The 21,791-nt window shown below is 37.4% G+C and carries 25 protein-coding genes and 2 pseudogenes; 12 read left to right on the forward strand and 15 right to left on the reverse strand.

Going from position 1 to position 21,791, the window contains the following annotated elements; genetic code table 11:
- The 3 genes and pseudogenes from H6G25_RS04445 to H6G25_RS04455 form a co-directional block, all read right to left on the reverse strand.
- A partial coding sequence (locus H6G25_RS04445) for an ISAs1 family transposase (protein ID WP_190391428.1) occupies nt 1-558 on the reverse strand: 558 nt, incomplete at its 3' end.
- Between the two features lie 660 nt (nt 559-1,218).
- Nucleotides 1,219-1,521 (reverse strand): annotated as a pseudogene (locus H6G25_RS04450) (AMP-binding protein); the annotation flags it as partial.
- Nucleotides 1,522-1,753: 232 nt separating this feature from the next.
- Nucleotides 1,754-3,349 (reverse strand): hypothetical protein, encoded by a 1,596-nt coding sequence (locus H6G25_RS04455; protein ID WP_190391430.1) that lies wholly within the window; start codon nt 3,347-3,349, stop codon nt 1,754-1,756.
- Nucleotides 3,350-3,646: 297 nt separating this feature from the next.
- On the opposite strand from H6G25_RS04455, the gene H6G25_RS04460 reads away from it, so the two are divergent.
- The 3 genes from H6G25_RS04460 to H6G25_RS04470 all read left to right on the forward strand — a co-directional run bounded on the left by H6G25_RS04460 (nt 3,647) and on the right by H6G25_RS04470 (nt 4,842).
- Nucleotides 3,647-4,003: an iron-sulfur cluster assembly accessory protein gene (locus H6G25_RS04460; protein ID WP_028083016.1), complete on the forward strand. Its 357-nt coding sequence runs from the start codon at nt 3,647-3,649 to the stop codon at nt 4,001-4,003.
- Between the two features lie 89 nt (nt 4,004-4,092).
- A complete protein-coding gene (locus tag H6G25_RS04465; RefSeq protein WP_190391431.1) occupies nt 4,093-4,518 on the forward strand; it encodes a hypothetical protein in 426 nt (141 codons plus the stop codon).
- Between the two features lie 72 nt (nt 4,519-4,590).
- Complete coding sequence (locus tag H6G25_RS04470) at nt 4,591-4,842, forward strand: hypothetical protein (RefSeq protein WP_028083014.1); 252 nt, start codon at nt 4,591-4,593, stop codon at nt 4,840-4,842.
- A gap of 225 nt (nt 4,843-5,067) precedes the next feature.
- Here the strand turns inward: H6G25_RS04470 and H6G25_RS04475 are convergent, their stop codons facing one another.
- On the reverse strand, nt 5,068-6,246 hold the full coding sequence (locus tag H6G25_RS04475; protein WP_190391432.1) for an MFS transporter: 1,179 nt from the start codon (nt 6,244-6,246) through the stop codon (nt 5,068-5,070).
- Between the two features lie 235 nt (nt 6,247-6,481).
- On the opposite strand from H6G25_RS04475, the gene H6G25_RS04480 reads away from it, so the two are divergent.
- From H6G25_RS04480 to H6G25_RS04490, 3 genes and pseudogenes are all read left to right on the forward strand, one after another.
- Nucleotides 6,482-7,135: a bifunctional 4-hydroxy-2-oxoglutarate aldolase/2-dehydro-3-deoxy-phosphogluconate aldolase gene (locus H6G25_RS04480; RefSeq protein ID WP_190391433.1), complete on the forward strand. Its 654-nt coding sequence runs from the start codon at nt 6,482-6,484 to the stop codon at nt 7,133-7,135.
- A 131-nt stretch (nt 7,136-7,266) separates the two neighbouring features.
- Nucleotides 7,267-7,917: pseudogene (locus H6G25_RS04485) on the forward strand (M23 family metallopeptidase); the annotation flags it as partial.
- 366 nt (nt 7,918-8,283) lie between these two features.
- The gene (locus H6G25_RS04490; RefSeq protein ID WP_190391435.1) at nt 8,284-8,895 is read left to right on the forward strand and encodes a peptidoglycan-binding domain-containing protein; all 612 of its coding nucleotides are present in this window, start codon (nt 8,284-8,286) and stop codon (nt 8,893-8,895) included.
- Here the strand turns inward: H6G25_RS04490 and wecB are convergent.
- From wecB to H6G25_RS04510, 4 genes are all read right to left on the reverse strand, one after another.
- On the reverse strand, nt 8,884-10,008 hold the full coding sequence (gene wecB / locus H6G25_RS04495) for a UDP-N-acetylglucosamine 2-epimerase (non-hydrolyzing) (protein WP_190391436.1): 1,125 nt from the start codon (nt 10,006-10,008) through the stop codon (nt 8,884-8,886). The genes H6G25_RS04490 and wecB overlap by 12 nt on opposite strands.
- A 52-nt stretch (nt 10,009-10,060) precedes the next feature.
- The gene (locus H6G25_RS04500; protein ID WP_206754772.1) at nt 10,061-10,354 is read right to left on the reverse strand and encodes a hypothetical protein; all 294 of its coding nucleotides are present in this window, start codon (nt 10,352-10,354) and stop codon (nt 10,061-10,063) included.
- A 66-nt stretch (nt 10,355-10,420) separates the two neighbouring features.
- Nucleotides 10,421-11,095 carry a DUF1822 family protein gene (locus H6G25_RS04505; protein WP_190391438.1) on the reverse strand — a complete coding sequence of 225 codons (675 nt, stop codon included), beginning with the start codon at nt 11,093-11,095 and terminating at the stop codon, nt 10,421-10,423.
- 117 nt (nt 11,096-11,212) lie between these two features.
- Nucleotides 11,213-12,256, reverse strand: coding sequence for a DUF2207 domain-containing protein (locus H6G25_RS04510; protein WP_190391439.1), 1,044 nt, complete (start codon nt 12,254-12,256; stop codon nt 11,213-11,215).
- 375 nt (nt 12,257-12,631) lie between these two features.
- Here H6G25_RS04510 and H6G25_RS04515 point away from each other — a divergent pair, with 375 nt between their 5' ends.
- The gene (locus tag H6G25_RS04515; protein ID WP_190391440.1) at nt 12,632-12,871 is read left to right on the forward strand and encodes a thioesterase domain-containing protein; all 240 of its coding nucleotides are present in this window, start codon (nt 12,632-12,634) and stop codon (nt 12,869-12,871) included.
- A gap of 60 nt (nt 12,872-12,931) precedes the next feature.
- Here the strand turns inward: H6G25_RS04515 and H6G25_RS04520 are convergent, their stop codons facing one another.
- The 3 genes from H6G25_RS04520 to H6G25_RS04530 are packed head-to-tail and all read right to left on the reverse strand — an operon-like array spanning nt 12,932 to nt 13,682.
- Nucleotides 12,932-13,051, reverse strand: a complete 120-nt coding sequence (locus tag H6G25_RS04520; protein WP_190391441.1) for a toxin-antitoxin system HicB family antitoxin — start codon at nt 13,049-13,051, stop codon at nt 12,932-12,934.
- Between the two features lie 48 nt (nt 13,052-13,099).
- Nucleotides 13,100-13,441, reverse strand: coding sequence for a hypothetical protein (locus H6G25_RS04525; protein WP_190391442.1), 342 nt, complete (start codon nt 13,439-13,441; stop codon nt 13,100-13,102).
- 10 nt (nt 13,442-13,451) lie between these two features.
- The gene (locus H6G25_RS04530) at nt 13,452-13,682 is read right to left on the reverse strand and encodes a DUF4926 domain-containing protein (protein WP_190391443.1); all 231 of its coding nucleotides are present in this window, start codon (nt 13,680-13,682) and stop codon (nt 13,452-13,454) included.
- 369 nt (nt 13,683-14,051) lie between these two features.
- Here H6G25_RS04530 and H6G25_RS04535 point away from each other — a divergent pair, with 369 nt between their 5' ends.
- From H6G25_RS04535 to H6G25_RS04545, 3 genes are all read left to right on the forward strand, one after another.
- Entirely contained in the window at nt 14,052-14,594 is a 543-nt protein-coding gene (locus tag H6G25_RS04535; protein ID WP_190391444.1) for a transposase, read from the forward strand.
- A 175-nt stretch (nt 14,595-14,769) separates the two neighbouring features.
- Nucleotides 14,770-15,702 carry an AAA family ATPase gene (locus H6G25_RS04540; protein WP_028090019.1) on the forward strand — a complete coding sequence of 311 codons (933 nt, stop codon included), beginning with the start codon at nt 14,770-14,772 and terminating at the stop codon, nt 15,700-15,702.
- A gap of 26 nt (nt 15,703-15,728) precedes the next feature.
- Nucleotides 15,729-16,196: a hypothetical protein gene (locus tag H6G25_RS04545; protein WP_028090020.1), complete on the forward strand. Its 468-nt coding sequence runs from the start codon at nt 15,729-15,731 to the stop codon at nt 16,194-16,196.
- Between the two features lie 49 nt (nt 16,197-16,245).
- Here the strand turns inward: H6G25_RS04545 and H6G25_RS04550 are convergent, their stop codons facing one another.
- From H6G25_RS04550 to H6G25_RS04565, 4 genes are all read right to left on the reverse strand, one after another.
- On the reverse strand, nt 16,246-16,620 hold the full coding sequence (locus tag H6G25_RS04550; RefSeq protein WP_190391445.1) for a type II toxin-antitoxin system RelE/ParE family toxin: 375 nt from the start codon (nt 16,618-16,620) through the stop codon (nt 16,246-16,248).
- Nucleotides 16,610-16,861 carry a hypothetical protein gene (locus tag H6G25_RS04555; RefSeq protein WP_190391446.1) on the reverse strand — a complete coding sequence of 84 codons (252 nt, stop codon included), beginning with the start codon at nt 16,859-16,861 and terminating at the stop codon, nt 16,610-16,612. The genes H6G25_RS04550 and H6G25_RS04555 overlap by 11 nt, the downstream gene beginning before the upstream one ends.
- 216 nt (nt 16,862-17,077) lie before the next feature.
- Nucleotides 17,078-17,530 carry a nuclease gene (locus H6G25_RS04560; protein WP_190391447.1) on the reverse strand — a complete coding sequence of 151 codons (453 nt, stop codon included), beginning with the start codon at nt 17,528-17,530 and terminating at the stop codon, nt 17,078-17,080.
- Complete coding sequence (locus H6G25_RS04565; protein WP_190391448.1) at nt 17,527-17,796, reverse strand: hypothetical protein; 270 nt, start codon at nt 17,794-17,796, stop codon at nt 17,527-17,529. Before H6G25_RS04565 ends, H6G25_RS04560 begins: the two co-directional genes overlap by 4 nt.
- A gap of 160 nt (nt 17,797-17,956) precedes the next feature.
- Here H6G25_RS04565 and ileS point away from each other — a divergent pair, with 160 nt between their 5' ends.
- On the forward strand, nt 17,957-20,935 hold the full coding sequence (gene ileS / locus H6G25_RS04570; protein ID WP_190391449.1) for an isoleucine--tRNA ligase: 2,979 nt from the start codon (nt 17,957-17,959) through the stop codon (nt 20,933-20,935).
- Between the two features lie 172 nt (nt 20,936-21,107).
- Complete coding sequence (msrA, locus tag H6G25_RS04575) at nt 21,108-21,773, forward strand: peptide-methionine (S)-S-oxide reductase MsrA (protein WP_190391450.1); 666 nt, start codon at nt 21,108-21,110, stop codon at nt 21,771-21,773.
- Nucleotides 21,774-21,791: the final 18 nt, after the last annotated feature.

Here is a 21,791-nt window from a genome sequence, read left to right on the forward strand (position 1 = left end):
CTTAGTTATTTCTTTATTACAATGCAAGGCATCCCAAGTAAAAACCTTATTAGATAAATCGCAATTCTCTATCATAGAGCGGACTACAGCACTTTCTGACTTTTTTTTATTCTTCTGAATTTCTACCTTAATTATTAACTTTGTTTCTTGGCTAAACCAAGATACCACATTTAACATATTCTGGGATTTTTCCTCATAATCAGTCAGAGTTTTTTTTAAAATCTTCCCGTCAATAGCAATCCAATCTTCCTGAGATTTTGGCGAATAATAATTATTAATTATTGATGTAATTATTGACCGTATATCTATAATATTTATTCCGAGCATTACTCTTCTTATTGTACTATAAGACGGGAGCGTTTTTGAGTTTATAGACAACATTTCAATCAGCTTTTCCTCTTCAGCTTTGCAAAAAGATGTAATTTGCTTATAACTAACATTTCCTGTTAATAAGGCTAAAATAATAATAGTAAGGACTACCCATAACTCATGCCTTCTTCCTTGAGATTGGCGGAAATCCTTGACTTCTTTGAGTTTTTCGATTAAACTATTTAACATATTTTAAAATACAAAAAATAGTGATCTTTTTGTAATTTTATCAACAAAAGATCACTTTTCTTTTCTTTTTTACCCCCGAGAATGAAAACCCCCTGCTTGAATACCGGGGATTCCTGAGGGAAAGAAAAGAGATTAACTTGTAATTAGATTAACCTATCCCGCTAATAATATTTTGTTAGTCCAGATATGGGTGGTGGCAAGGTCTATGAATGGGTCAAAAGGTTTATTTTGACGCTCCCATTTGACGACAAGGCAACGATATTTGCGCTGATACCAAGCAAAACATCGTTCTTGTTGAAATCTGGGAGCAGCAGGTTTTTGTCTTGAGTCGTGTCGTCACCTTTATTACTAGCCAACACCTTGATTCATTTATTTAGTATATCCCGTTTTCATGTTATGAGTTTAACTTTATCCACTAGAAGTAATTACCAAAAATCCCTCAACCGCGCCAAATTTCTAATTTATCAGTCCCCTGTGATCAGTGATCGCTAGTATACGTCCCTTTAAGTATTCAAATAAATGTTCCATCCTCGCGCCATTTTTGATGCCCATATAGCCCCCGTGGTAAATCATACCACCGACATTGAGTAATCAGAATACACAATAAACTATGATAATAGGAGAATTACGAACACTTTTTTATGACTCAAACAACACTTACACCTGGGCATCTGCCAACATATAAGCAAGACGATCTGGGGGATAGGAGGGATCGAGGGGGACATAAGCTGCACCAGCTTTGAGAACCGCTAATAGTGCTACGACCATTTCCAAGGATCGCTCAATAAAAATCCCTACCAAAGTTTCCGGTTTAACTCCTAGTCTTTGGAGGTAATGAGCAAGTTGATTAGCTCGTTGATTCAGTTGTTGATAAGTTAGTTTTTCATAACCGAATACTACTGCTACTGTGTGTGGGGTTTTTTGTGCTTGCTCCTCAAACCAATGATGAACACACCTATCTTCTATGGAATTATTTATGGTTATAAGAGAATGAGGGCTTGTTAATGATGGAGGCTCATGACGCAATGGAAAAAATTCTGACAAATTTTTCATTTTATTTTTTTCAACGGATACACCTAAATCTAATTAAAAGTAGATTACCACGACCCGGTATGAGTAGGACAGGTTTATTTATTTCCTACTTACTAACTTAATTTATGAATTATAGGTATATCTGTTTATTTAGTCAACTTATTTAGTCAACTGTCTCCAAGGTCAACTCAGCAGCGGAAAGTACATGAGCTTCCAATAGAGCCATCATATCTCCTAATTGGGGATTACCACGAGTTGAGCCAGTCAATCCTTTAGCAATAATTAAACCACAATGACCCTGAGTATTTTGACATCGCTGATGCCATTTTCTCTTAGCTTCTATATGCACTGGGTCATCATCTAAAAATTGCCCAAACAAAAATAATTCATGATTGCGTGTTTGCAATAAACCCAAGTCATAGAGATTATCATCTATCGGATCAGTAACAGTATGGAAACAAATTGCGTTCAGTCCTCCAGCCTCTTGAATATTTTTAATAATCCCCTTAGCTTTAGGACGAGAGGTTTGAATCACAATCACAGGTAAACCATCCCCCACAGGCTCAAATTCACCCCCTGCTTGGTGGTTAGCGCCTTGACGTAGGTGATCTAATGTTTTCCAAGATAACACACCCAGACTCATGAACGCATCTTCTGGAATCAAATCGTCTCTTAGGGCTTCAAATATAGAATCATCTTCATCATCATTCAAACCAGCCATTTCTTCCAGTTCTGCCGTCAATTCTGGCATTCTAGAAACGGTAACATTTAAAGATCTACGATTTTCATCGCTTTTTGGTAAGGAAATTCGATAACGTTGGCTCAGAGTGAGACCATCTTCCTGGGATAATTGACGACGGTAATCACGCAGAAACCGCAGTAAACTTTCTAATGCGACAAAAGTTAGTAGTGCTTCTTCTTCATACAAAACCGAACGTAGCCCTTCTAGGGGGTGAATATTACCGAAAGTAGGTTCAATTTCTGAATCAGGCATATCCGCCAAATCACCTATATCATCATCGTCGCTATCGTCTACAGAATCAAAGGTGAGAAATAAACAATCTTGTTTGAGGAAAGCTGCTTCTAAATTTCGATTTGTTTCATCATCATCGGCTATAACGGCAGCCCGAAACCGCTTCAGAGAATCTTCAGAACGATAAAACAAAATTCCATACTCAATTCCTAACATTCCCATGACGGAGGCATAGAGTTTGTCTACATCCCATTGATTGATTTCTATTGATAAAATTTGCTGTTCTTCTAAAAAGTTCCAAGGGGCAGCTTGCCAGACTTCTAAGGCTTTATCATGGAGGAGTTTGGCGTATTTGGGTGGTAAATCGGGAGTTTGTCCGTCAACGATTTCCGCAAAAGAGCGAAAAAGTTCATCAATTATTGGTAATTCGGGTAGGTAGTCAATAGCAATATCTAAATCTTGCAACACTCCCCGCAAGTAAAATTGAATTTCTCGATCGCGGACAACGATTCTTTGGGGTCTAGCGGGCTTGGCCGGACTTTGTGGATGTTCTATTGCCCGCATTAAAGTCCGCACAATGGCTTCAGGTCCCAGGCTTGGATCTACCATGTCCATGCCTCTAACTATACCTTCAGAGGCATCCACCCAGAGAATACATTCTCCTTTGGCTTCTGGGTCCCCTGGGCTGTGTGGTGATGACAATGGACGGCGATCGCCCTCCCATACAGAAGGAATCTGGGTTAATTTCTGCAACCGGCGACTGGTAGAGCGATTAAAACTTGTCATAAAGTAAATGAATCAGAACAAAGCGATGAGAAGGGCGATTTTTGGGAATGGTTAATCATTAAACATACCTATTCCCTCAATTCTAGAATAAAAATTCTGGGTTGCTCAGAAACAGGCAAGGGGGAAGACGGCAGGAATAATTGATAATTTTCTACCCATGTTCTCATTTTCTCATCTTCTTATGCTTTTTTCCCATCCTAATGTCGCTAAAATGAATACAAAAACATTCATAGCAGCCCAGAGGTATGAAAATGCCTTATGGGGTATTGATAAAATCAGTTCAGGAGTTAATCATCCATGACACAAGCAACTCAAACTCAACAACGCTCAATTCTGTTATCTGAAACTGCATTGCGTCAAGTTAAGTCTCTTCAAGACAAACAAGGAAAAGATTTATGTCTACGGGTGGGAGTTAGACAAGGCGGTTGTTCGGGAATGTCTTATATGATGGATTTTGAGGATATCAGCAAGATTACCCCTGATGATGAGGTGTTTGATTATGATGGCTTCAAAATTATCAGCGATCGCAAAAGTTTACTTTACCTTTATGGTCTCATGCTCGATTATAGCGATGCCATGATTGGTGGTGGTTTCCAATTCACTAACCCCAACGCTGTCCAAACTTGCGGTTGCGGTAAATCTTTCGGTGTGTAATATTTAGACAGGTTTGTCGGTTATTGGTTGCTAATAACAATTGATAACTGACAACGGACAATTGACAACTGACAACTGACAACTAACAAATGACTAATACAATTGATTCCCTGTTTGATACAGGTTTAGAACGGTATAAAGCTGGAGAATCTGTAGAATCTCTAATTCCTGTATTTAAAGAGGTATGCGATCGCTCTCCTAAGGCTAGTTCAGCTTGGATTTGTCTAGCCTGGTTATATCTTCTTGATAACAAGGGTTCATTGGCTTTTAAAGCCGCTAATAAAGCCGTTAAACTCAATCCCCAAGACCCACAGGGAAGAATTAATCTGGCTTTAGCTATGCTGGAAACAGGTCAAAAAGGTTTACGGGAACATATTGAGTTTGCAAAACAGTTGATATTTGTCAATGAAGAATGGCAAGAAGAAGTTAAAAATAGTATTGAAGATGGTTTCACTAGAAAACCTGATTGGCAAAATTTAGCCAAAGTCAAAAAATGGTTATTTGAGGACAATTAACAATTGATAATTGTTAATTAACTCTTTACCAATCACCAATCACCAATTACAAATTACAAATTACCAATAAAAATGAAAGACAAATTATTAAACTGGCTTAACTTCATCCTTGTTGCTGATGTTTTCCTTGTGATTTTAGGTTTCGCGTGGCTTGTTATTGCTGTGATTGGTGATGCTTCGGGAATCAACCTTGGTCTGGATTTGTGGCATAAACTTTGGATACCATTATTTAACCCTGCTATTGGTATCCTGATGGGTGGGGCTTTGCTGAGTGGTATTATTAGCTGGGTGTCTAAAAAATTGACAAAAAATGAATTGTCCTAATCTACCAAATGCTGTAATGAACTACCCTTTGTAAAAAGTATTTTCGCAACCAATGATTTATATGACACGAAGGTAGTATTCTTGACAATATACTGCCAGAAGTGACATTTTCGAGGATATGAATAAATTGTTGACAATTATTTAAGTTTACTTGACATTTAACAGTTAACATTTATTTTCATTAAATCCTGCTTTGATCTGGGCTAAACTACCTAAATTAACGCATTAAATAGCAGTGCTGTATCTTTTGCGTGTAGCTATTGCTAAGGCTAAAACCAGAAACGTCAAAATGCCTGCTATATATAAAGGATAGCCATAAGTAACCGGTTTCGATTGTTGAACTATCATGCCGGCTATTACTGGACCAATACCATTAGAAATACTTAAATAAGATGCGTTTAATCCTAAGACAGTTCCCTGATCTTGTGGTTTAGCATTAAGAGAAATTAATGTACTAATCATAGGTTGGACCAGGGCATTAAATAAAGCAAATAATATGCTAACTATGACAAAATAGGTGATACTAGGCCAAAGGGGCATTAAGAAAAATGATAAACTGCGAACAAATAAACCTAGAAATAATATCTTGACGACATTAAATTTAGGACGGAGAACCGATATTCCCCAAGTTTGCATAATTACTGCCAAAGTGCCAAATGCTAGAAATAAGAGGGTTAAAGATTGATTATTTTGATGCAAAACTTGAATAAAATAGGGTTGAAAGGCATAGGTAAACATGGTAAATGTTGTCCCGGTACAAAAGTTAATTAATAGTAAAATGCCAACTCCTGGCATAGCAAACCCTTTAATTAAATTTTCCAATCCTAAATCCAAAATATTACTAAACTTTGGAGATTTGTTTTGTAAAGTTTCTGGTAATAAGAACATGGTCATTAACATGGCTATCATAGCAACTGCACCAGAAACTAAAAATGCTGTCCCTAAAGAAATTTGCTGTGCTAATAAACTAATAACTGGACCAATAACAAAGCCTAATCCCATGGCTGCGCCATAAATTCCAAAGGCTTGAGCGCGATTTTTTTGACTGGTGATATCAGAAATAACCGCTTGGGCAACGGCGGCATTTCCCCCGGTAATTCCATCTAAAAATCTGGCGAGAAATACTAAGATTGCTGTTGTGGCAGTGCCGGCTATAATGTTAGCAATTACTGTTCCTGCTAAACTAATTATTAATAATGGTTTACGCCCAAATCTATCAGAAAGCTTACCAATTACAGGAGTGGCAAAAAATTGAGCGACAGAGTAGGTAGAAAACAATAAACTAGTTTGGAAATCATTTAAACCAAATTGTTTACCATAAAGATAAATAATAGGGATTAAAATTGTCAAACTCAAGGAGTTAATAAAGGCGATTAAAGCAGTAATCCAAAAAATCCGATTCATTGTCAATTCAACTTATTTATTAATACTACCTTGGTCATTTTACCATTAATGAGACTTTTTACTTACCGCGAATGAAATTTAAATTACAGAAAGAAAACACCCGTATCTTGCTATTTTATATACAGCATATTTCAGTCAAATAAGGTACAACCTGGAATAATCAAACTCTTGTGGTGCAGGCATCTTGCCCGATAAATGTGTATCTCATATCTTCAAAATACTATACATAGTGAAAATGCTTAATCAAATTTGGTTGTCACAATTAAAGATACACCGAGCGATCGCTGTAATTCGCACCCCAAAAATGGTCTGGGGTGAAAAAATGGCTGTAGCGGTAGCATCTGGGGGCATGGGACTAATTGAAATTACCTGGAATAGTGATCGCGCACCGGAGTTAATTTCCACACTACGTACCAAATTACCCGGCTGTATAATTGGTACAGGTACTTTATTTAACCTCCAGCAATTACAAGAGGCGATCGCTTGCGGGTGTCAATTTCTCTTTAGTCCCCATACTGATCCGGACATGATTAGAACCGCCGTAGCCGCAAATATACCGATAATTCCCGGTGCATTAACACCGACGGAAATTATTACCGCTTGGAATTATGGTGCCAGTTGCGTGAAAGTGTTCCCTGTACAATCAGTAGGAGGAAGTAATTACATCAAAAGTTTGCAAGGACCATTAGGACATATTCCCTTAATTCCTACGGGGGGTGTAACCTTAGAAAACGCCGAAGATTTTTTAAAAGTTGGGGCGATAGCTGTGGGCTTAAGTGGGGAATTATTCCCAAAAAAATGGGTATTAGAAGAAAATTGGGATGGGATTACTCAACAAGCAAAAGTTCTCACTCAGAAGTTACAGTTCACAGTGTTGCACAAGTGGTAAATTTAACCAAATAATTGTCCTGATATGACAGATATTGGATTGAACTAGCAAATAACTATAGCATTCTTTATTTATAGTAGTCGGTTTTGACTTCTTTTTTACTGCTATAGCAAGTATTAGGCTAGAAACTGATGAAAAAAGTTAATATTTACCGCTTTTGTAATTATGCTTTGATGGCTTTAATATCTTTTTATTTAGTATTAAACAAAGTCACCCCCGCTTTGACTCAGACAGTTTCTCTAATTAACCCCGCACTCGCACCTGGTAGTAGCTTGATTTGGCCTACCCAAGGAATTTTTTCCCAAGGTTTCCGTAAATATGAACATGAGGGAATTGATATTGCTGGTGCAAAAGGCACGCCAATTTTGGCTGCTGCTGCTGGTACAGTGGTAAAAGCTGGTTGGGATAATTGGGGATTAGGCAATTTTCTAGAAATTAAACATCTGAACGGTAGTGTAACGGTTTATGGACATAATAGCCGTCTATTGGTCAGTAAAGGTCAACAGGTCAAACAAGGTCAAATTATTGCTGAAATCGGTTCAACAGGCAATAGCAGTGCCCCTCATCTGCATTTTGAATTTTACCCGGATGGTCGTTTAGCTAGTAATCCTCTCAGTTTCTTGCCCTCAGCCACCACTGCAAAAACACGGATAAATCAACCAGTCCCCCTCATCTCAAAGCCCCTTTTACCTGTGAGTAATAATACTGAATGTAATGGAACTACAGTTATAACTGGAGAGACAGCAACAGTGAGTATCAAAGTTTGTGAAGAAAATCAGCAGTAGGGGATGAATGGATAGGCAAAAATATATACTTAAAATCTCCTACAAGGAGAGGGAAAAGGAAAAGCCTTTGTTGATGAGGGGGCTTAAAACCACCATTTTCTTGTAGGGAAGAGGGGACTAAAGGGGTGAGTTCATGAGAATTTTGGTGTTAATATTTACGAACATAATACCTTTAAAATATCCCCTCGCAAAGAAATGGTATAACGACTCTATGTAATTGATGATTTCATTACAAATACTTGATGTGACAGTTTAAATGGCGAAATATAGCAGCTAACTTATCTTAGTAAAGAAGTATAAAATAAATAAAGATTAGATCTAGACAAAAGTATCGCAAAAGTTCAGATAAAGGAGCGGGTGATTATGGAATATTTGACTTATTCCTATATGTATATAGAAGATGAAGAAACAAATGGAAATTTTGCATTAAATCTTCCTAAATTATCCCAGGTATTGAATTGGCGACAGTTTTTTAAATCTTCTGCATGGTTAACTTTAGCTGGTGTGAGTATATTACTAGCTACAGTTACTCAAATGCAGTTCGCTTCGGCAGAGTATGTCAGGACTAATGGTAGTTGTCTGAATATTCGTACAGGACCCAGCACCGATAATTCATCTATAGCTTGTGTTCAAAATGGTTCATACATTGGTGATACTGGAAATGTGAGAAATGGATTTGCGAGAATTTCCTCGGGACGTTACCGGGGATACTATGCTGCTGAAAGATGGATTGGTAACACTCCTGGCTATTCTTATCGTAGACACCGTTCTAGGTACGGTGTTGGCGGTAGATTAACTGTAGGATATGGCACAAGGGGTGAACGAGTCCGAGAAATCCAAAGGGCTTTAGGGATTAGAGTTGATGGTGTTTACGGTTCAAGAACCATTAATGCAGTACGTCACTTTCAAAGACGTAACGGACTGCGTGTAGATGGTGTTGTTGGTTATCAAACTCGGAGGGCTTTAGGTATTTAGCTGCGTTGACAAGTAATTTTTGACAAGTTGTAAAATGCGTTCTGCTGCATGGCCATCGCCAAAGGGATTAATGGCGGTGGCCATTTTAGTATAAGCGGCCGAGTTACTCAGTAGTTCACTAGCGGCTGCGACAATATTTTCCGTTTGTGTACCTACGAGTTTGGCTGTACCTGCGGTGACAGCTTCTGGTCTCTCTGTAGTATCTCTAAGAACTAACACTGGTTTACCCAAGCTGGGGGCTTCTTCTTGTAAACCACCAGAATCTGTTAAAATTAAATGCGATCGCTCAATAGCCCCCACTAATTCCGCATAATCTAAAGGTTCTGTCAAGAAAATCCGGGGATGATTCCCCAACAATTTTTGTAATGGTTCTCTAACTATCGGATTTTTATGTAATGGTAATAATAAAGCTGTATCGGGAAATTGCTCTAAAATCTGTAAAAAACTTTCAGCGATATCTTGCAGTGGTTCTCCCCAATTTTCCCGTCTATGAACTGTTGCTAAAATTGTCCGATATTGATGCCAATCTAAACCCGGTATATGACAAACTGGTTTAGTTGCAGCCACATTTAACAAAGCATCAATCACTGTATTTCCTGTGAGGTGAATTTCCCCCAACACTCCAGAACTTTGTAAATTTTCCACCGCTAAAGTTGTCGGGGCAAAATGCAATTGTGTAAGCTGAGAAATTAATCTTCTATTAGCTTCTTCTGGAAAAGGATTAAATAAATCATCAGTTCTTAAACCAGCTTCCACATGACCAACAGGAATTTTTTGATAAAAAGCGGCCAAAGTTGCAGCAAAAGCAGTTGTCGTATCTCCTTGAACAATCACAAAATCTAAAGTTTGTTCCTGAAATAATGCTTCTAAACCTTGTAGACTTCGACAGGTAATCTCACTAAGAGATTGCTGACGCTGCATAATCTCCAAATTCCAATCAGCTTTGAGTTTGAACAACTTCATTACTTGTTCAACCATTTCTCGATGTTGTCCTGTGAGAATTACCTGCAATTCAAAATCTGGAGAATTTTGAAAAACTTGAATTACTGGTGCTAGTTTAATAGCTTCGGGACGAGTTCCTAAAATAATGCCAATGCGGTGTTGATTAGTCATTAGTCAAATAATTACAATTTACTTTTAATTTTCCTAGACGGTAATTAATTTTTTACCTAATTATACCAAATTGTTTATAGTATTTGCGGGCAAAATTATAGCCTGTAAGTGCTTGAGTATCTGGTTGTATGTGAAATAACACAACCTTACTGATGCGATCGCCCCATGATAAAAATTTGATTGTCCCTGTCACACCTGAAAAAGCAAAATTATGACTTAAAGCTTGTTGAATACCTATTTTAGTATTACCATTTTTTTCCATAGCAATAGCTACTGTTTTAGTAGCATCGACAAACTTTTTATAATAGTCTATGTAGGTTGGGTTGAACAACGTGAAACCCAACATCTACGCGAATTGGTTGGGTTGAAAAATGAAACCCAACCAACAATTTTCTTAACTAAACCTTATTGGTTAAATGACAAACTTTTCTGTAATGGTTGCATTATTTAGAGTAACCCGGATTTGGAATTTTTCACCCATTTCAGCACAAAATTTTAATTTAATGTAATTATCTCCTTGTTCTCTGGCTTTAACTTCTAAAAATGGCTGGCCATTTTCATATAATTCTGATGGCTCAATGTTTATCTTCTTAATTAAATCAAGAGTATATTGATATTCAGCTATTTTTCCTTCTTCTTTAAATAGTTTAGCTACTTTTTGTAACTTGGCAATAGTTCCTTTTACATCTTCCAATTGACCAGGGTTAGAATCTTGGCTATTCTGAGCTAGTGCAAGGCTAGGATCAATACGCAAGGCTTGGGTAAAATCTTCAATCGCCTCTTTTAAATCTCCTGATAGTAGGCGGGCAAAACCTCGATTATTATAAGCTAGTGCGTAGTTAGGATTAAGACGAATGGCTTGGTTACAATCTTCAATTGCCCCTTTTAAATCTCCTGATAGTAGGCGGGCAACACTCTGGTTGAGGTAAGATTCTGCTGCATCATTAGAATCAATAAATATTTCCATACTTGCCGATTTACTCCGGGCAAGACCTAAAATATTCGGCACATTTTGAGCATCAACTTTAGAGCTATATAATATTGCTCCTAGTACAAAAACTAAAGTTGTTAATTTTGATAATTTCATTTTGTTTTCCTTCTTCAATTAAGAACTTTTCAGATTTATCAATACCTTCGCTATGGTGCAGAACATGAGAATTGCTACTAACGGGACTTGTAATGAGGTGTAAATTCTGACTGGCTATCAACCGCCACCACCGCCACCACCGCCGCCACCACCACCACCACCACCGCCACCACCGCCACCGCCACCACCACCGCCGCCACCGCCGCCACCGCCACCAGCAGAATCATCAATGTAGCTAATTACTGGAATTTCTTCTTCATACTCGTTATGGTATGAGCAGTTTTGGCAGTGGTGGGTTACTCTTTTCCTTCCTTTACTCCTAGTAGTTGCCGGAACTAATATTTTATAATTCCGTTTCAGCGTAAATTTTTGACATTGGGGACATTTTCGATCATTGATTGGCGAAACTATGATTGGCGAAACTATAACAAAGGCAATGTATGCGAAAAAGCACAGAAATATAAAGTTATTCCAATTCAAAACAAAGCCACCTTGTTGCCAATTGGGTTGAGGAATATTCAGAATTGCGCTAGGGAATGTCACCTGAACTTCTAGTTCTTGTTGCGGTGGAATAGGCTGATTTGCTACAAATTCAAATGTTTTCGGATTTAGTTGACGGCTTGTAGCTGGTATACCAAAATTTTGAAAATCTTGGACTTTACCTGATAAAGCTTCTGGTAATTGTACCCGAACTGTTGCTGCTTTAATTGGGGCTTTACGGTCAGCGAAAATGGCTTTCCAGTAAACTTGAGTATTATCACCATTAATATGCAGCCCACCAACTACACGATATTTAATGACAAAAGTATGACTTTCAGGTGCTTTTAATTGATGTTGCCAACGAATCCAGATTTGATTATTTTCAATTCCGGTTTCACTAGGAATAATTTGATTATTTTCTTGAACCGTTACATCCTTAATTTCATCAACTTTATCTAAAGGAATATAGCGAGATCGTTGATTAGGATAATCTGATTTAAACACATATTTTTGTGTTTCAGTGACTAACATATCGCCGTTATTTTGCACATCAATATTAACATTGATATAGTCCCAATAAAACTTTACTTCCTGTGCAAGAGCATGACTAAATGTAATTAAAAATGTCACCAGCACAGAAAGTAATGAAAAAGAGATTCTTTTGATCAATTGTTTATTCATAGTTTCGTTTTCTCTGTTTACCTTGTACCTTCTCTGGAGTTTAAGACAAAAAGTCTTGGTGAACCATAGTAATATTCACCGCTTTTTGTTCTGACAAAACAAGTGTCTCTAAAATTTATCTGATTGTCATCACTAAGTTACTTAAGTATTTACCTTAATAAAGTTAATATTGTTAATAATGTTAATGTTATTAACATTATTTCCCCTGAGAGCCTGAGAAGATTTTGAATAACACTTACGCATAAAACCTTTTAAACTCTCATTCCCTCCTAACCTCCGTGTCCTCTGTGGTTCGTTATTTAATTTTCATCATCAAAACAGACAACTTTGAGATTAAATAATAATCAACTACCATTGCCCCACATAAACCCCACAATGAACACAAAAACAATATTTACCTCCTGGATAACTTGCCCTAAACCCAACCTCCAAGCCAAATCACGCCTATTTTGCCTACCCTATGCTGGTGGTAACAGGAGGGTTTTTCATACTTGGACTGATTATTTACCGAAAACTATTGAATTATGTCCTATAGAAATTCCTGGTAGAGGAAGACAAATTAAATCACCTCCATACACAGAAGTTCAACCTTTAGACATGAGTAGGTTGGGTTGAATGAATACCTTCAATTACAATTTTTGTGGGTGTTTCTTCAAGAGATGAATTTTTCTCTAATTAGAAAATAGATTCTTGAATAAGTTGGACTACATAAGTTTCCACAGAAAGTCCTTGCTGTTGTGCTTCCTCTGTTAAATACTGTTCTAATTCTGGTGGTAAATTGAGGGTTAATGTCATAAATCTATTGTGAGTGACTCTATCTATTTTTAGCTTGGTAAAAATAAACTAACTCGTAAGTTTCAAAGCAGCAGCTAAAATATCATCATCAGATTCCATCTCATCTAAATTATCCAGCTTCATCTTTTCCATAATTTGACGATGAGTGATTTCATATTGAGCATTTACTAAAGTACGTGCTATTTGATAGGTGATTTTTTGCCAATCTTCAGATGAAGCTATTACCTCTATATGTTGCAATGCTGCATAAGCCTCTGCTGGTAGCTTTGGTAAAAATTTCAAAGCTAAATTAATATTTTGTGCTTGTGTTTGTTCCGCTATTTTAGACAAATCTATCATTACCCCATCGGTTTCTTTATCGGTGTAAGTCAATCTAGTTTCTTCAGACATATAAATTCCTTCAAAAACTAATGGGTGCTTTTATCTCAAAATGTAACACCATTATTTGCTGTGGAAGCAACCCAACAGATTCATAAGTTTGTCCATTACTATCACTAAATTCTACTTCAAAAGCAGCACCATCAGCTAATAATTCAACTATTGAACCAACTTGACCAGATAATAAATTATATTCAGATAAATTAACTGTGAGTGCTACTACATCTAATAATTCGGGCATACTTTTACTCATTCTTTATAACCGCCAATATTTGTAGGTTGGGTTGAGGTACGAAACCCAACATCACCCACCGACATATTATAATTACTCATTCTTTATAACCGCCAATATTTGTAGGTTGGGTTGAGGAACGAAACCCAACATCACCCACCAACATATTACAGGGGTTTCCGCTCTAGGTACATCTTAAGCCCCCTCCTCGCTTGCGGGGAGGGGGTTGGGGGTGGGGTTCTTGTACCTTATAACATCGGGAAGTGCTGTATAATTAATGTTGGGTTGCGCTTCACTTTATAATTAATGTTGGGTTTCCTTGCGTCAACCCAACCTACGGGGTAAAATCAAGGTTATAAAACACAACTTTATTCACAGGATATTTATAGTATGGAATATCGCCGCGCCAAAGTGGCAGGAGGAACATACCTTTTTACAGTGGTGACAGAGAAAAGACAAAAAATATTATGTTTACAAAAAAATGTTTCTTTATTAAGAGATGCTTTTGGTTATGTAATGCGGAAACATCCATTTATTATAGATGCTATTGTGATTTTACCTGATCATCTCCACTGTATTTGGACTTTACCAGAAAATGATCATGATTTTTCTACCCGTTGGCGTTTAATTAAAAGTTATTTTAGTCGTAAATGTGAAACTATTTCACCAGAAAATATATCTATATCTAGAAAAAAGAAAAAACAACGGGCTATATGGCAATATCGTTTTTGGGAACATTTAATTAGAGATGAAATTGATTTTCAAAATTACGTTGAATATATTCATTATAATCCCGTGAAACATGGTTTCGTAATAGCACCAAAAGATTGGGAATATTCCAGTTTTCACCGTGCTGTGCGTCAAGGTATGTATGACATGATGTGGGGTGCGGGTGAGGAAATTATTTTTGATGATGATATTGGCAACGAGTAGGTTGGGTTGAATGAAATGAAACCCAACATTGATGGTATAATGCCTATGGGTGATGTTGGGTTTCGTTCCTCAACCCAACCTACATTTGCCATTTGCGGACGCTTAGTAGTATAATGTGAACATGGGTTTTAATCCATAACTATATCTCTTTTGCAAAAATCACTTCGATTTCAGTATGAAAGTAGTATCTATTATTAACTATAAGGGTGGCGTTGGTAAAACCACTATCACCGCTAATCTAGGAACAGAATTAGCCTGTAGAGGTTATCGAGTATTATTAATTGATGCTGATCCTCAGTGCAGTTTAACCTTCTCTTTTTTAAAGTTGAATGAACTGGGTTGGCTTGATGAAAAAGAACTGACTTTAAAAACATTTTTTACGCCATTTGTCAAGGGCATCTCTAATTATAAATCATTGAGTGATTTGAGAGTTGATCCAAGTCCAATTAATGAAAAAATACAACAATATAGTGAACAAGGTTCATTACATTTAATTCCTTCTGACTTATCATTGATTGATATTGATATGAAACTTGCTGGCAGGTTAGCAGGAGGATATGGCAGACTTGAACAAGCAGAACAATATATAACAATTTTTAGTTCAATTTGCCAAGGATTAGAGACATTAACATCAAGCTATGACTTTGTTTTAATAGACTGTCCTCCCAATTTTAATATTGTAACTCAAACATCTATAGCAGCAAGTAATTATATTGTAATACCTGCAAGACCTGATCATCTTTCTACGTTAGGAATTTCGTATTTAACCCAAAGTATTCATGATTTTAAAGATGACTATAACTTTTATGCAAAACAAGCTAATACCTCATCCATTGATCCGAAGATTCTTAAGATACTATTTACAATGGTTAAGGTGAGTAAAGGTAAACAACCAATTAAAGATCATCAAAGGTATATAGACGATATCGAAAAAAATCACAAATTAAACAAATTTGATACTTTCATTAGAGAATATCAAAGTTTGTTTTCAACTGCTTCAGAAGATAGGATTCCAGTTATTTTAAATTCATCTGCACCTCCACATCTTATTCAAGAGATAAAGGAATTTGTAGATGAGTTTGAGTATTTATTAAGTGAATTTAGATAATTTTTCAAAATTACCATATAAGCAGTATGAATCAATATTCAGTTAACAACGATGATATAGATGATATACCTAAAGAAGTAATTGATATAGTTAGGAGACAATGGCTAAATTTTAATGATCAGCAAAAGAAAGATATTTTAGAAGGGAAAGCACAACTAAGGGTGAATTGTCATTATCCCAAGCATATTATTGTCGAAAAGTTAGAAAAGACATCTCGCAAAACCATTAATAAAAATCAGCAGTCTGAGAATTTAGACCATACTCAACTTGCAGAAAAATTAGATAAGTTAAATTCTATGGAGGAAGGAATAGAGTTTTTGAAATCTCATTTTTCTACAAAAAAATCTCTGGAGTCTTTTGCAAAATTCTTGAAAATATCAACACAAAAACAAACCTCACAAGAACTAAGAGAACGTATTGTTTCTGCAACAATAGGTTATAGGTCTCAAATAGAGTTTATACAGAAAAGAAGAAGACCAAAACTAGAGGATTAATTTTTACATGAAAATGAAAAATTTACTCAAGTAGTTAAATTTTATATTTTTATTGATCTGGAATGGTATTTTCTTCTTCATATTGAGCTATTGCTTGTTCAATTATTTCATTACTCACATCTGTCAGATCAGATTTAAAATAAATTGTAGTGAGTATAATTCCTTGAGCATTTTTTAGATAATAAATCACCCTATATCCTCCACTTTTTCCTTTTTGAATGTTACTATTTTTAATACGAACTTTGAAAACTTGATATTTAATTCCCGCAATTCTATCTCCAGGAATTTCACCTGCTTGTAGTTGATCAATTAAAGGTTGAATATCACTACGAATGGAACGATAGCGTTTAGCTAGTTCTCGCAAATCTCTTTGAAAACGAGGAGTAATAGCAATTTCAATTGATAGTGGTTCATTATTCTGCATCTATTCCTTCCCACATTTGTGAAAGAGGTATAGTTTGTCCACTTAATGCTTCTTTTATTCCCTGATGAATACCTTCAATGACAATTTCTGTGGGTGTTTCTTCAAATGAATTTTTCTCTAATTGGAAAATAGATTTTTGAATAAGTTGCACTGCATAAGTTTCCACAGAAAGTCCTTGTTGTTGTGCTTGCTGTATTAAATATTGTTCTAATTCTGGTGGTAAGCTGAGGGTTAGTGTCATAAGTCTATTGTGGGTGACTTTATATATTGTAAACCTGCAAAAACAAAAAATTAACCCCAAAATACCCATAACTGCTGTTGGGTTTTGTTCTTCAACCCAACCGACGACTTATAATTGATCGGATAACCTGCACACCTACATTAATGAACCACGAAGGAACGAAGAGAACGAAGAAAAGAGGGTTTGAGAGATATTTTGCGTAAGTCCTGTTATTATTCAGTTTATTTGAATATTTTGCCATAAATCAGCATTAACAAACCTTGACAAATGACCAACATTAGTTGTGGCTATCACAACATCTGCAATATTTAAAGTTACAGATTGAGCAACTAAAATTATATCTCCATCTATTGTTTTATCACCTGCTGTTGGTTGTCCTTGTTGTCGAGCTTGCGCCCAAAATAAAGCAGCTTGACGCATTGCATTTGTTGTAATTGGTAGATATTCTACCAGTTGAGTTAATTCATCTAAACGAGCAATACCTTTAAATTTATTTGCTCTTAATAATTCTCGTCGCACTTCATAATCAGCAATTTCAGGAATGATAACTCTACTACCTGAAAAAATTAGCATTTGTAGCCATTTAGCGCAAGCAAGGCTTTCATCTGATAATTTGGGATTGGTGATTAAGCCTATAGGTCCAGCATCTAATAAAATAATTTTATTCACCAACTGATACCTTTTAATTCTTGCGGAAATAATTGACGATTGGATAAACGATTTTCATCTAAAGCATTAATTAAATATTCCCCTGTTTCTTGCTGTTCTTGTTCATCACTTTCATCTATCCAAGACTGAAGCACATTAACTATTTTCAATTGTTTTTCTTTTTGTAGCAATTGCACTGCATAAGTTTCCACAGAAAGACCTTGTTGTTGTGCTTCCTGTATTAAATATTGTTCTAATTCTGGTGGTAAGCTGAGGGTTAGTGTCATAAGTCTATTGTGGGTAACTTTATATATTGTATATGTTGTAAACCTGCAAAAACAAAAAATTAACCCCAAAATACCAATAAGCGTTGTTGGGTTTTCTCAACCCAACCGACGACTTATAATTGATTGGATAACCTGCACACCTACATTTAGGCATGAACCTGTGACCGAAACTGGAAAATACAAAGATACCGTCAACTTACCCAAGACTAACTTCGATATGCGGGCAAACGCCATTAAGCGCGAACCCGAAATCCAAAAATTCTGGGCTGAAAACAACATTTATTCTCAACTGGCTGAAAACAACCCCGGCGAATTATTTATACTGCACGATGGTCCTCCCTATGCTAACGGTCAATTGCATATTGGTCATGCTTTAAATAAGATTCTCAAAGATATTATTAACCGCTACCATTTGCTACAAGGTCGTAAAATTCGCTACGTTCCAGGATGGGATTGTCACGGATTGCCCATTGAGTTGAAAGTTCTGCAAAATATGAAACAGGCAGAACGGCAAAATCTCACTCCTTTGCAATTGCGTCAAAAAGCGAAACAGTTCGCACTAAAAACCGTAGATGAGCAACGAGAAAGTTTTAAACGCTATGGGATTTGGGGTGATTGGGAAAATCCTTATTTAACTCTACAGCCAGAATACGAGGCCGCGCAAATTGGCGTTTTTGGGGAAATGTTCCTCAAAGGTTATATTTATCGCGGTCTCAAGCCTGTACACTGGAGTCCTAGTTCTAAAACTGCTTTAGCAGAAGCTGAGTTAGAATATCCTGAAGGTCACGTTTCTCGCAGCATTTACGCCGCGTTTCCGGTGGTGAAGGTTACAGAACACTTAAAATCAGTTTTAGAGCCGTTCCTGCCTGATTTGGGCGTGGCTGTGTGGACTACTACCCCCTGGACTATCCCCGGTAATTTGGCTGTGGCTGTAAATGGTGCGTTGGAGTATGCGGTTGTGGAGGTACAACCCCACCCCCTAACCCCCTCCCCGCAAGCGAGGAGGGGGGATGAAGATGTTACTTCCCCCCCTCTGCAAGCGGAGAGGGGGACTGAGGGGGTGAGGTTTCGATATCTCATCGTTGCGGCTGAGTTGGTAGCAGGTTTAGCTGCTAGGTTGGATTGTGAGTTAAGGGTAAAAGTCAAATTTTCTGGTCAGGATTTGGAAGGTACTATTTATCGTCATCCTCTTTTTGACCGTGAAAGTCCGGTGGTTGTTGGTGGTGATTATATCACTATTGAGTCGGGGACAGGGTTAGTTCATACTGCTCCTGGTCATGGTCAAGAAGATTATATCGTTGGTCAGCGTTACGGTTTGCCGATTCTTGCTCCTGTTGATGATAGTGGTAATTTTACGGACGATACTGGTAAGTTTTCTGGCTTGAATGTTTTGGGCGATGGGAATCAAGCGATTATTGATGCTTTGCATGAGGTTGGTTCTCTGTTGAAGGAGGAAGCATATCCTCACAAGTATCCCTATGACTGGAGAACGAAGAAACCGACGATTTTCCGCGCTACTGAACAATGGTTTGCTTCTGTGTCAGGATTTAGGGATGAGGCTTTAACGGCTATTTCTTCTGCGCGGTGGATTCCGGCACAAGGTGAAAACCGCATTACGCCTATGGTAGCAGAAAGATCGGATTGGTGTATTTCTCGTCAACGTTCTTGGGGTGTGCCGATTCCGGTGTTTTATGATGAAGCAACTGGGGAAATTTTGCTGAATGCGGACACGATTAATCATGTTCAAGCTATCATCGCTCAAAGAGGTTCTGATGCTTGGTGGGAGTTGTCTGTAGAGGAGTTATTACCGGAACAATACCGCAATAACGGCAAGACTTACCGCCGGGGTACAGATACAATGGATGTCTGGTTTGATTCTGGTTCTTCTTGGGCGGCGGTGGCGAAGCAAAGACGGGAGTTGTGTTATCCTGTGGATATGTATTTGGAAGGTTCTGACCAACATCGCGGTTGGTTTCAATCTTCTTTGTTGACTAGTGTAGCGGTTAATGGTATTGCACCCTATAAAACTGTTTTAACTCATGGTTTCGTCTTGGATGAACATGGACGGAAAATGAGTAAGTCTGTGGGAAATGTGGTAGACCCTCAATTAATGATTTTGGGTGGAAAAGACCAGAAAAAAGAACCCGCTTATGGCGCTGATGTTTTGCGGTTGTGGGTTTCTTCGGTAGATTATTCTGGTGATGTCCGTTTGGGTGGTAATATCATCAAGCAATTAGCTGATGTAAGAAATAAAATCCGCAATACGGCACGGTTTTTATTGGGTAGTTTGCATGATTTTGATCCTCAGAAGGATGCTGTAGCGTTTGATGATTTACCAGATTTGGATAAATATATGCTGCATCGCATTCGTGAGGTGTTTAATGAGGTGACGGAAGCTTTTGATAGTTTCCAATTTTTCCGCTTTTTTCAAACTGTACAGAATTTCTGTGTTGTAGATTTGTCAAATTTCTATTTAGACATTGCGAAAGATAGATTATATATCAGTTCTGCTGATGCTTTCCGTCGTCGTAGTTGTCAAACAGTTCTGCAAATTGCTTTGGAAAATTTAGCGAAAGCGATCGCTCCCGTTTTGTGTCATACTGCGGAGGATATCTGGCAATTTATCCCCTATAAAACGACTCATAAATCAGTTTTTCAAGCTGGTTGGATTAAGGTGAATGATGAATGGGATAATCCCGAATTAGCGGAATTTTGGAAAACATTGCGACGCATTCGCAGTGATGTTAATAAGGTATTGGAACAAGCGCGGGTAGAAAAGTTAATTGGTTCTTCTTTAGAAGCTATTGCTTTGATTTATTTCAGTGATGAAAAATTACGCGCTGCTATTGAACCTTTGAATGTTAGCGGTAATGGAATTGATGAATTACGATATTTATTCCTCACTTCTGAAGTGCAATTATTAGATACACCTGACACATTAAAAGGATTAAAAACTTTGCGAGTTCAAGGTGAGGATAATTGGGATATTGGGGTAGTCAATGCCGCAGAACAAGAGCATAATGGTAAATTATATCAGAAATGCGATCGCTGTTGGAATTATTCGCCCCATGTTGGTGAATCGGCAGAACATCCTTTACTCTGTGAACGGTGTATTCCTGCTTTAGCTGGAGAGTTTTAGAAAAATAATATCCCCGACTTCTACTATCAATTTGTATTTTATTGATAATCTAAAAAAGAAGTCAGGGATCTCTAGAAAAAAATGAAATCATTGATCATCGAAGAGGATGTTTTAAAATTCCCAAAGTATAATCAAGAAGAATCGCCATCATACATAATACAAATTAAAAACAATGGGAATATTTGGATTTGGAAAGAAATCAGCTATGCCAACATCTGAGCAAGCGTTACCTGGACGGGACGAAGTAATGCGAGTACCAGCACTTCATTATGTGAACAAAAATCCCCTCAAAGCACCTTTTCCCCAAGGCTTAGAAACTGCTATGTTTGGTTTAGGCTGTTTTTGGGGTGCAGAACGCAAATTTTGGCAATTATCAGGAGTTTACACTACAGCGGTAGGTTATGCTGCTGGTTACACACCCAACCCCACTTACCAAGAAGTATGTAGCGGTATGACCGGTCATAATGAAGTGGTGTTAGTTGTATTTGACCCGAAAATAATTACTTATTCCCAACTCCTGAAAGTCTTTTGGGAAAGCCACAACCCCACCCAAGGAATGCGTCAAGGTAATGACACTGGTACTCAATACCGTTCGGGAATTTACGTCTATTCCGAAAATCAAAAACAACTAGCGGAAACATCACGAAATGTTTATCAATTAGCTCTCAAGGATGCTGGTTATGGTACAATTACCACAGAGATATTAGATGCACCTGAATTTTACTATGCTGAAGAATACCATCAGCAATATTTAGCCAAAAATCCCGGTGGTTATTGTGGTTTAGGTGGTACTAACGTCACTTGTCCCGTAGGTATTGCGGAAGCGCAGGTAAGTTAGAACTCTCTGTTAAGACTA

It is taken from the genome of Dolichospermum sp. FACHB-1091, assembly GCF_014697585.1.
Taxonomy (GTDB): Bacteria; Cyanobacteriota; Cyanobacteriia; order Cyanobacteriales; family Nostocaceae; genus Dolichospermum.